Source organism: Flavobacterium sp. 2 (genome assembly GCF_049949195.1).
Classification (GTDB): domain Bacteria; phylum Bacteroidota; class Bacteroidia; order Flavobacteriales; family Flavobacteriaceae; genus Flavobacterium.
Map to the genome: position 1 here is coordinate 1047967 of NZ_CP188206.1, position 12253 is coordinate 1060219.

6 protein-coding genes are annotated in these 12253 nt (G+C 32.8%); all 6 read right to left on the bottom strand.

Annotation, left to right across the window (positions count from 1 at the left end):
- Window positions 1-30: 30 nt before the first annotated feature.
- Window positions 31-1509: a RagB/SusD family nutrient uptake outer membrane protein gene (locus ACNFIH_RS04335; protein WP_426485643.1), complete on the bottom strand. Its 1479-nt coding sequence runs from the start codon at window positions 1507-1509 to the stop codon at window positions 31-33.
- Between the two features lie 4 nt (window positions 1510-1513).
- Window positions 1514-4528, bottom strand: a complete 3015-nt coding sequence (locus ACNFIH_RS04340; RefSeq protein WP_426485644.1) for a SusC/RagA family TonB-linked outer membrane protein — start codon at window positions 4526-4528, stop codon at window positions 1514-1516.
- A 244-nt stretch (window positions 4529-4772) separates the two neighbouring features.
- Window positions 4773-7517: a LuxR C-terminal-related transcriptional regulator gene (locus tag ACNFIH_RS04345; RefSeq protein WP_426485645.1), complete on the bottom strand. Its 2745-nt coding sequence runs from the start codon at window positions 7515-7517 to the stop codon at window positions 4773-4775.
- Window positions 7518-7619: 102 nt separating this feature from the next.
- Window positions 7620-8804, bottom strand: coding sequence for an acetate/propionate family kinase (locus ACNFIH_RS04350; protein WP_426485646.1), 1185 nt, complete (start codon window positions 8802-8804; stop codon window positions 7620-7622).
- A 61-nt stretch (window positions 8805-8865) separates the two neighbouring features.
- A complete protein-coding gene (pta, locus tag ACNFIH_RS04355; RefSeq protein WP_426485647.1) occupies window positions 8866-10959 on the bottom strand; it encodes a phosphate acetyltransferase in 2094 nt (697 codons plus the stop codon).
- A 53-nt stretch (window positions 10960-11012) separates the two neighbouring features.
- Window positions 11013-12086, bottom strand: a complete 1074-nt coding sequence (gene corA / locus ACNFIH_RS04360; protein WP_426485648.1) for a magnesium/cobalt transporter CorA — start codon at window positions 12084-12086, stop codon at window positions 11013-11015.
- Window positions 12087-12253 lie beyond the last annotated feature (167 nt).

Consider the following 12253-nt stretch of genomic DNA (forward strand, 5'->3'; position numbering starts at 1 on the left):
ATCTGAAGGAAGTGAGTTTTAAGATTTTAATTAATAACCAGGATTCTGAGTTGTTAAACCTCCTGATTGTTGAATAACTGTAGATGGAATTGGATATAATTCATGTTTCCCAACTACAAAGGTTTTTCCTTGAGGAAAAGTAGGACTGACATCAGCTTTCAATGCAGCTTCAGCTTGTCCAGTTCTTACAAGATCAAACCATCTATCGTGCTCAAAAGCAAATTCTAATCTTCTTTCTTTATAGATTGCTTTTCTAACATCTGCTTGTGATGTTGCTGGAGTATTGCCTAGACCAGCTCTTTGTCTAATCTGATTGATTAAAGGAATCGCAGCTGAAGTTTGTCCCGATTCATTTAAAGCCTCAGCTTTCATCAATATTACCTCTGCGTATCTTAAATATCTAAGATTTGTGTCTGTAAATTCCTGATTGTAAAAAGCTGATGAATAAGCTTTATAATTATACATTGGGTTAGAAACTGTAGATGCTACAACTCTTCCATCGTACAAAACTGAACCTCTAAAAATAATGGTTGCATTTTTTCTAACGTCTCCTGCTTCATAAGCATCAGCAAGTCCTTGAGAAGGAGTATTGAAACCCCATCCCCATCCTCCAGCACCTCTAGGCGCTTGAGATACAGAATAATTTCCAATTCCGAATCCTGGAGAAGAAGTTCCACCAATTCCATTAATTTCAAAAATTGATTCTGGACCAAATTCTCCTTCTTTTTTGTATTGTAGAGAATAATCAGAAACTAAAGAATATCCTGTTACTTTATCGCAATTATCAATCACGTTTTGCCATTTTTTTTGGTATAAGTTAACCTTAGCTAACAAAGCATAAGCTGCTCCTTGAGACGCACGTGAAACATCAGTTCCACTATATGAAGATTTTAATGGTAATGCTTGTATAGCGTCATTCAAATCTTTTTCAATAAAAGCATAAACTTCGGCTGGGCTTTTACGAGTCAATTGCATAATTCTATCGGCATCATTTCCAGGAACTGGTAAATGATCAACAATTGGAACTGCACCATATCCTTTCACTAAAGTAAAATACATAAAAGCCCTTAAAAATTTTGCTTCCCCTTCCAATCTAGTTTTTAAAACTGGGCTTACATTATTAAGTTTTGGAAACATTGCCAACGCTTGATTAGCTCTGTTGATTCCTGCATAATTATAATTCCAAATACTGCTAAAAGATGGTGTAGAAGCATTAAAAGTCAAAGCATCTAAAACATCTTTATCTGTACCTGTGTCTCCAGGATCTGATCCTTTGTCTGCATCATCAGTCATAATACTTGAAACTCCGTTCCAGGCAAATGAAGACATATCCCAAGTTAAAAATATATTATAAACCGCATCAACCATTGACGTAGCACCTGCATCGCTATCAACTAAGGCTGGATCAGCAGGTATATTTTTTGTTTGATCTACATCTAGAAAATCTTCTGAACATCCAGAGACAAATAATCCAGAAAGTATAAAAAGTGATATATATATTCGTTTCATGATATTAAAATTTTAAGTTTGCACCAACTACAAATGTTTTTAACGCTGGATAAGCATCTAACTCAACTCCTTGAGTTCCTTTAACTAATTCACCATCTCCTAAAACTTCAGGTGAGAATCCAGAAAACTTTTGAGTAATAAAAGGATTCATTGCATTTACATAAATTCTGCAATAGCTTACAAAACCATCTTCTCTTAAAGGAAGTTTATATCCTAAAGTGATATTATTGATTCTGAAATAATCTCCAGATTCTAAATAATAAGTTGATGCTACTGGAACTTGATTAAATGGAGCTGGATTTGAACCTGTAGTATTTGTTGGAGTCCACATATCGTTTAATAAAGATGCTTCCACATTTTCTCCATAAAAACGTTGTGCTTTTTTTCCGTTATAAACTTTCGCTCCTCCTGTTCCGTATCCGTCTACAGAAAAATCAATGTTCTTGTAATTTAATCCCACAGTAACTCCGTAGTTTGAAGTTGGTAAAACTGAACCTACATATTTTCTGTCTTTGGTTTGATCTAAAGATCCTTGAGGAACTTTACTTCCGCTTGCTGTATAGTACAACATCTGTCCGTTTGTTGGATCAACACCTGCATATTCATACATATAAAAACTACCTAAAGGTTGTCCTACTGATGTATTGTCAAGTATTTTTGTAACCTGACCATTACCTAATGATCCTCCATTTATTGTTGCAAGTGTAACATTCTTCAAACTAGCTAGTTCATTTTTGTTATGAGAGAAATTCCCTCCTACCCAGTAACTTAAGTTATCCGTAATTTTATCATCCCAACGTAAAGCAATTTCGTAACCTTTATTAGATACTTCTCCCACATGTGTTGGAGATTCTAAAGTGATACCTGAAGTTGAATATGGTGTAACATTTAAAATAGCATTATTGGTATTTTTGCTGTAAACATCAAAAGATCCTTTTAATCTGCTGTTAAGCAACTCAAAATCTAAACCTGCAGAAGCTTCTTCAACAATTTCCCATGATAAACTAGGGTCAATTTGAGAATTAATGGTAGTTCCTGAATTTCCATTATAATCTACTCCAGATGTAAATGACTGGATGTTTAATGGCACTTTTTGGTTTCCTAATTTACCCCAAGATCCTCTAATTTTTAATAGATCCAAACCTTTTACATCAGATAAGAAGCTTTCTTTTGTTACAATCCATCCAAGACCAACTGATGGGAATGTCCCCCAACGATAATCACTTGAATAATTGGAAGATCCATCACGTCTTACAGTACCAGTTAATAAGTATCTATCCATTAATTTGTATTGGAAACGAGCAAAATAAGATGCTAAACGAGATTGATTTTCATTTACAGCTTTGTAAGTAGTTACACCTCCATTTTGTGCATATGCAATACCGTCAAGTCCCCAATAATTACTATTTGGATTTACATTCTTGATATCTGCAGTTGTTTTTGATCTTGTACCAATTACGTTTGCCTCGATACCCGCAGTAACTTCAACATCATGAATCTCTCCAAAAACTTTATTGTAAGTGAAATAGTTAGATAAATTCCAATTGAAATAATCGTCTGTATTTCTTGTCAAAGTATTTGTGTTCAAACTTTTTTTATCATAACCAGCCTCTACTCTAGTTGGGTCAGCTGCTAACCAAAGACCTAAATTATCAACAAAATTGTATTGTTTGTAAGTGAAATATTCTCCATTAAATTGTGAAGTAAATTTCAATGATTTCATAATGTCCCAATCCAATCTTAACCCACCTTGAAGCATAACCGTTTTTTGTTGCTCATTGTTATAATCTAAAGCAACTACTGGGTTACCAACTGAATTAAAAGAATCTCCTGTTTGAGCGATGACACCATCTTTGATAAATGGCACACCATATTTTCCATTAGGAAAACGTACTGGAACTAAAGGAGATTGTCTGTAAGCAGATGTAAATGCAGACATAGGTTGTGGAGTGTTTTTTATTGAACTCACACTAAAATTTTGAGTAATTTTAAGTTTTTCTGAAATTTTGTACTCGTTATTACTTCTAAAAGTAGTACGTCCGTATTCTGTACCTTTTAATATACCTTCTTCTTCGTAGTTCCCTACACTGAAAAAGTATTTAATATTTTCTGAAGATCCAGAAAGAGATACATTATTTTGAGTATAAACTCCAGTTTGAGTTATCTCATCAAACCAATTTGTATTATATGGCTGATTTGCCGAAAATCTTCCAGCTGGAAACTGAGCGCTAAAGGCAGCATTATTATACTGAATATATTGGTCAGCATTTGCCATTTTTACTTTCTTTAGAGGTGATCTAAAGCCAGCATAACTGTCAATATCTACAATAAGTTTTCCTTTACCTGTTTTGGTTGTAATCATGATTACACCATTAGCACCTCTTGTACCATAAATTGCAAGCGCAGAGGCATCTTTTAAAACTTCGTAAGAAGTAATATCATTCGCATTGATATTATTAATATTATCAGTAGGCATACCATCGACAACGTACAATGGGCTTCTTCCCCCTAATGCTGTACCAACTCCTCTAATAACAATAGAAGGAGTACTACCCGGTGCGTCTGATGTAGCGACTTGAACCCCTGCAGCCTTACCTTGTATAGCTTGCGAAGCATTAATAACTTTCATCTTGGTAATCTCTTCGGATTTGATTGAGCTTACTGCCGAAGTATTATCAATTTTTTTTCTGGTACCGTACCCAATTACTACCACTTCCTTTAAGGCTGTATCGCCTGATTCTTTTAAAGTGATTGTCATTGGTGCGGCCGTTGCCGGTACAGAAACTGCATCAAAACCTAACATAGAGATTTTTAATATGTCTCCAGGTTTTGCATTGATTGTAAAGTTTCCGTCGAAATCTGCATCAGCAGTTGCTCTGGCATCAGACGAAGCAATTACTGCTCCGGGAATTCCCATTCCGCTGCTGTCTACTACTTTTCCTTTAATTGCTTGTGTTTGCCCTATCATATATGTAGGCAGCAACAAGAGCGCTAAAAAGCTAAAAATAAAATTTTTCATACAGTACGTAATCGTTTAAGTTAGTAGAGCCAAATTAAACAATTACAACGTTGTAGTACATCAAATACCACTACTACACAGCTACATCACTTTGTTAAAATACAAGCATATACCAATGATTATCAACGTTATAAATATCAAAATATTTTCATTAACACATCATTATGATGTAGTAATGATGTATTGGAATTATATAAAAAAAGAACTGAAAAAATAGAATATCTTTAAAATTTAAATGCTAATCTTACACAGTTAATAAAAACTTTGATAGGTTTTCTTCCTGATTAAGGTTTAGTTTCTTTCTTAAGCGATATCTATGCAATTCTACACCTCTAAAAGAGATGTTCATCATAGGGGCAATTTCCTTTGAAGAAAGGTTCATTTTTAGATAAACACACAGTTTTATATCCTTCGGAGTAAGATTTGGAAATTTCTTGGAAAGATTAATAATAAACTCATTGTGGATTTGATTCAGATTGGTTTCAAAAATCTCCCATTCGTGTTTGTTTACTTCATTAATTTTAATTGCTTTTTTGATTTCGCTTTTGAGTTTATTGAAATCCTTTTCAGAATCCAGAATGTTTTGAATATTCTCAATCATTTCACTTTGCTTTGCAATAGATAATGATTTACCCGCAACTTCTGAGGATTTGGTTTGCAATTCCAATTCTAAAATATGTTTTTCATATTCCTGAACATTCAATTCATTCTCCTTTTTCAATTCCATTTCAAGAATTTCACGCTGATGCTTCAGCTCCTCTGCCTGTAATTTTAATTTTTGAGTATATCGAAGTTTATTCCATTTGTAATAAAAGAACAATACGGCTCCTATCACCAATAAATAAAGCAGAATCATCCAAAATGAAAAATACCACGGTTGTGCTACTTTAAACTCGAATGTTGCAACATTATCATAATTTGCTCCATCGTGCTTAAAAATTTCGACAGAATGAAAACCACTGTTAAGATTATTTAAAACAATTGTACCATTTGAGATTGGAATATAATTTTTGCTTCCATTTATTTGGTAAAATAAATTTGGTTTACTTGCTCCATAAATTCCTGAAATCACATTAATACGTAATTCAGTATTGTGTTTTATTTTACCTTCATTCGGCAACAAAATATTATTGTTGAATGCTTCAACTTTTACTCCTTTGTTTTGCTTGTTTTCATATGACAGCTGCAACGAAATAAAACCATCATCAAGGTTCATTAAATAATGATTTTTGCTTTTGAAAATGCGCAGGTTTTCATTAATTAATTTTCCTTTATAATATTTCTCCTGGATCATATTCCATACAAACTTATTTCCATTTGCATAAATATGGTACAAGATTCCTTCCTGAAGTACTATAAAATGGTTCTCGTCGATTGCAACAACATCAGAAATATTTTTAAAGTTTGTATTGAACAATTCATTCTCTTCTAATTTATTTGTAATTGAATTGAAAGTGTACCAAACATTATTAATTAGAAAAAGAATTTCTTCTCTAAACTCAAAAATCTTAACTCCAAAGTCATTTTGTATTTTACTTTGTTGGGTGATATTTTCAACTTTTGTTGTTTTAAAATTATCATCAAAAAGAACTCTATATAATCCGCGATAATTATCTGCCGCCCAAATTTCATTTCTTTTGTTTTGGGCAACATATTTTATTGGTTTTGAAAGATCATTAAATTTGGAACTTTCTGTCAGTTTTGCAGCATCGTTATAAACTAAAATTCCGCTGTAGGTAGATTGAAAATAAGTGTCGTTAATAATACTTTTTGATAAATTCCATCCGCCACTAACATTATTAATTTTTGTCAATACTCCATTTTCATAAACAAAAGTTCCGTCATTATGACCTATAACATATTTATTGCCGATTTTTGTAATATTCCAGCCTTGTCCTTGTGTATTAGGCAACATTTTAAAATTACCCGAATCAAATTCAAAAATACCATGATTTGAGGCAATTAAATATCCTTTATCAATCGTAGCAACCGAATAAACAGAACCTAAAATACCCGAATTGTCATAAAAAAAGGAAATTGGCGAATTTACCTCAACATGTGCAATTCCGTTATCAAGTCCGAGCCACAAATCTTCTTCTTTATCAAAACCAATGCACAAAACCGAATTGTTCATCAAAACATTATTTCGGTCAATATTTTTAAAAGTCTGAGTACTGAAATCATAAATAAAAACGCCTTTATTTCCTGTTCCAATGACCAATTTATTGTTTTTAATAAATTTGGCGACATTAATTCCTGTTCCTTTCAACGTTTCATTTAATGGATTCTTCCAAGCTGATAATCCATCTTTTTCAACAATAAAAATGCCGCGTTTATGGGTAAAAATATAAGTTTTGCCTTTGTATTTTTCTATAGCGTGAACAACGGTGTTTTTTAAAACATTCCAACCTTTTGGATTTGCAATTTTTGATCCGTTCATTCTAAAAATTCCTTTGTCGACAGACGCTACATAAAGATTTTGATCAACAACAAAGCAATAGGATATCAGAAAAGGAAATTTGATTTTTTTAATGTGTTTGCCATCATAAATAAAAACATCATTAAAAGATTGAAAATACAATGAACCGTTGAATCTAAAAATTTTCCAGATTTCTTCATTATCTTTTTCATCAAACAAACGCAAATTTTTGGTGATGGAAACATAATGCATTTTTCCATCTTTTCTTTGCCAATAACCAAACTCTTTATAAGAACCAGAATAAATTCGATCTCCTTCAATTAAAATGGAACGGATGATTGTTTTATTGGGCAACGAATATTTTTCCCAAACAACACCATCATATCGTAATAAATAGTGATTATTAGCAAAATACATGGCTTTGTCCTGTCCTTGAACAATATTCCAGATTTGATTATCGCCTTGATAATCTGATTTATTGTAATTTTCGACAAAAGGAAGTAATTCTTGTGCTTGTAAGTTCGAAGCAATGAAAAAGAAGAAGAGTAATTTAAAAAGTATCGATTTCAAGATATTCGGTTTTATAGTCAAAGATACTGACAAATATTTAATTTTGGGCGTAAAAAAAGCCTCTCTGACGAGAAGCTTTGTTATGTGAAATTGGTTTAAATCTTAATTGTTCAATAACTGATAAACCTGATTTGCAATTTCGTATTCTTCGTCTGTTGGAACAACCAAAACTTTAGCTCTTGAATTTGCTTTATTGATTTCTCTCAATTCTTTTGAACGAATTTGATTTTTTTCAGAATCAATTTCAATTCCAAAATAATCCATATCTGTACAAACCAGATTACGCATATATGAAGAATTTTCGCCAATTCCAGCCGTAAATACAATAGCATCTAATCCATTTAAAGCAGCTGCATAAGCTCCAATTGTTTTTTTAATTCGGTAAGCATTCATCAATAAAGCTAATTGGCAGTCTTTATTTCCTTTTGCTGCTTCAGCTTCAATATCACGCAAATCGCTGTAACCTGTAAGACCGAGCATACCACTTTGTTTTAGCAAAACAGCATTTACTTCATCTGGAGTATAACCTAGATTTTTTATCATATAAAAAACTACTGACTGGTCAATATCTCCTGCTCGCGTTCCCATAATTAAACCATTTGAAGGCGAAAATCCCATTGAAGTATCAATACATTTTCCATCCTTAATTGCAGCCATACTACAGCCATTTCCTAAATGGATTGTAATTATTTTAGAATTCTGATCTAAATAATCAATTGCTTTTTCAGAAACATATTTATGGCTTGTTCCATGAAAACCGTAAACACGGACTTTATTCTCCGTTAAAAGGTAATTCGGAATTGCATATTTATAAGCTACTTCTGGCATTGTTTGATGAAAAGCAGTATCAAAAACTGCAATTTGTTCCGCCGAACTGAAAATTTCCTCTGCCACATTAATTCCTTCTAAATTTGCCGGATTGTGCAATGGCGCCAATTCAAAAAGCTGTTTAATTTTTGCTTTTACTTTCTCGTCGATTTTTACAGTATCGCTAAAATCGCTTCCGCCATGCACCACTCGATGTCCAACTGCAGTAATTTCTGAAGTTGATTTTATAACCCCTTTTTCAGCATCTAAAAGCATATTGGCTACTTTTTGCAGACCTACTTTATGATTCGGAATCGGCAATGTTTCTTCATGTGAATTAGCCGAAGTTTTAAAAGTAATATTTGAAGTTTCTAAACCAATTCTGTCAATCATACCAGAACAAATTACTTCATTTTCCGGCATAACCATTAATTGATATTTGATCGATGAACTTCCTGAGTTTATAATTAGTATTTTCATTTTTTTTTAAGTTGCTAAGATTCTAAGGCACTTAGTATGTTATTTCATTTTTAAATTTGTATTATAATCCCTGCGCCTGAATGGCTGTAATTACAACTGTATTGATAATATCATCTACGGTACAACCACGGCTTAAGTCGTTTACAGGTTTGTTTAAACCTTGAAGCATCGGTCCAATTGCCAAAGCTCCAGTTTCTCTCTGAACGGCTTTGTAGGTATTATTTCCTGTATTTAAATCCGGGAAAATCAATACGCTCGCTTGTCCTGCAACTTCTGAATCTGGCATTTTGCTTTTTCCGACAGCGCGATCCACTGCGGCATCGTATTGAATTGGGCCTTCAATTTTTAAGTCTGGGCGTTTTTGTTTTACAATTTCTGTAGCCGTTCTTACTTTGTCCACTTCATCGCCTTTTCCAGACGCTCCAGATGAATACGAAAGCATTGCGATTTTTGGTTCAATTCCGAAAGCAGAGCTTGATTCTGCTGATGAAATTGCGATTTCTGCCAATTGTTCCGCAGTTGGATTTGGATTAATAGCACAATCCCCAAAAACAGAAACTCTGTCTTCTAAACACATAAAAAACACAGAAGAAACTACAGATGAATTAGGTTTTGTTTTAATGAATTGCAATGCCGGTAAAATAGTATGTTGCGTTGTATGTGCTGCTCCCGAAACCATTCCGTCTGCATGTCCTTTGTAAACCATCATGGTTCCAAAATACGACACATCTTCCATTAAATCCCTCGCCATGGTAATACTTACATTTTTCGCTTTTCTAAGCTCATAATACGTGTTTGCATAATCCTCATAAAGCGGAGATTCTTTTGGATTGATGATGCTCACTTTTGAGAAATCAAACGTAAGTCCGAGTTCAACAACTTTGCTCTCAATTTGTTTTTTGTCGCCAATTATAGAAATATCAACTACATTCATATCCAATAATCTTGATGCAGCAGTAATAATTCGGTCATCATTTCCTTCTGGCAGTACAATATGTTTTCTGTGCTGTTTGGCTCTTTTTACCATGTTGTACTGGAACATTTTTGGCGTCATTCCTTCTGGTTCGAATGTAATTACCCTTTCAGATAAAGCTTCTATTTGAACGTATTTTTCGAATGTACTTATCGAAGTTTCAATTTTATGCGTGTTATTAGCATAAATTTCTGATTTTATCGAACCGATTTTATTTGTAATATTATACGTTCCGCCATCAACAGCAATAATTGGAACAATGGCTGAAAGTCCTTCAATTAGTTTTAAGATACTTTCTTCCGGAACAATATTTCCCGTCAAAATGATTCCTGAAATAGTTGGATAATTTGCCGATTCATTGGCCTGTAAAGCGCCTAAAATAATATCAGATCTGTCTCCTGGAGTAATTACTAAAGCATTGTTATGCAAGTGAACCAAATAATTATGCAATTGCATGGCTCCAACACTGTAATGGCCAATTTCATTATTTAGATAATTTTCTCCAAACAAAACTTTGGCACCAAGCTCATTTACGATTTCCTGCATTGTGGGATTATCTAAACTCGATATTAGCGGAATTGTATTAACCAAAACATTTGGCGGAAGACTTTTCTGCAGACTTTTTGTTACTAATTTAATATTTTCTGGCTGCACTTTATTAGCAAAAACAGATAAAACTTCTACCTCTTTTACTTTAAAGGAATCATAAACCAAATATAAGCTGTCTACTAATTCTTCAAGTGTTTTTCCAACTCCTGAACCAATGATAATCGTTGGAATTCCAAGATTTTTAGCAATTAAAACATTCAAATCTAATTCGATTGATGTTCCTTCGCCAGTAAAACTAGTTCCTTCGACCAAAACAAAATCAAACCGATCTTCGAGTTTTTTATACTTTTCAATAATCAGGTCTAAAACCTCTCCAATTTTGCCTTTATTTTTCTTCTTGATCAGTTTGCTTTTTGTAATTGCATAAGCATCTTCAAACTTAATATCGAGATTAAAATGAGACAAAACGGTCTCAATATGATTATCTTTTTCTCCGTCTACAAAATCTTCAATTATTGGCCTAAAATATCCCACTTTGGCCGTTTTGCCAATCAAAATGCTCATCACTCCCAGCGTAATAATCGATTTTCCGCTATTGTGATCACTTGTGGCAATATAAATTGCTTTGCTCATAATTTATATTTTTAAACTAAATTTTTAATTTGCTGATGTTCTATTAATTGGCATTAAAACCAACGTCTTTTTTTGAAATATATAATCAGGGCAACAACTAATAAAAACATGATTCCCATGACTATAAAATAGCCATTTTGAGTTTTGAGTTCTGGCATATTTTCAAAGTTCATTCCATAAACTCCAACTATGAAGGTAAGCGGAATAAATATCGCCGAAATAATAGTCAGCGTTTTCATAATCTCATTCATCTTTCGGCTTTGTTCCGAAAAATAAAAATTGGATGCACTTTCTAATGCACTCATATCTGATTCTATTTGTTCTAAGAGCTCTAAACTCTTTTGATGAAGTCTAATAAAGAAATTAAATGTTTCCTTCTGAATCAAGCCGTTATTTTCATCATCATCTTTAATTGTTTTCAGATAATACAATGAATCTCGAAGCGGTACAATGGAACGTTTTAAAAAATTAAAATTATCTCGGTGATTCTCGATTTTTTCCAGAATAACCGGATGCGCTCCTTTTTTGGCCTGATTAATTAATTCTTCAATTTTGTCTTCTTCATCTTCAATCGTAATGTAGAAGTTTTCCATAACGGCATCAAGCAGTAAATAAAGAAGATAATCTACTTTTTTAGTTCTTACGATTCCTGCATGTGTGCGAAGTCGCTCACGAATATGCGTAAAGAAATCACTTCGTTTTTCTTGAAATGAAATTAAGATTCCATCTTTTAAAATAAAACTAAGCTGCTCAACACTAATATTGTCAGAATATTCAGAAGGCAAAAGTGATTTTATATTGAAAAATAAAATATTTGGTTGTTCTTCTAATTTAGTTCTTTTGGTTGTATTTAAAATGTCTGCTAAAAGGAAGTCGTCAAGCTTAAAATGTGTCCCAATTGTTTTAAGCAAGCCAATGTCATTTAAGCCATGAACATTTAACCAATTGTTTTTAGTATAATCAAAACAAGAATTTAATGCTAAAACCGTAAACTTATCATATTCAATAACATCTGCATCATCGTATACAAAAAGTTGCATTTCAGTTTCATGCTCTTTATGTGATCCTGTATACTCTAATGTTATATGCTGAACTTTGCGTCCTTTCTTGTATTTAATCTTTCTCATTCATGAAAATTTACAATAGTAATATTACGAAAAAGATTTGGAATGGGAAATGACAATTGTCAGTTTGTAGAAACCTTAATGCAGAAAAACCGCAATGCTTTTCTACATTAATAAAAATTAAACATAAAAAAACCGAGTCAGAAATACCCGGTTTTATACTATGATTT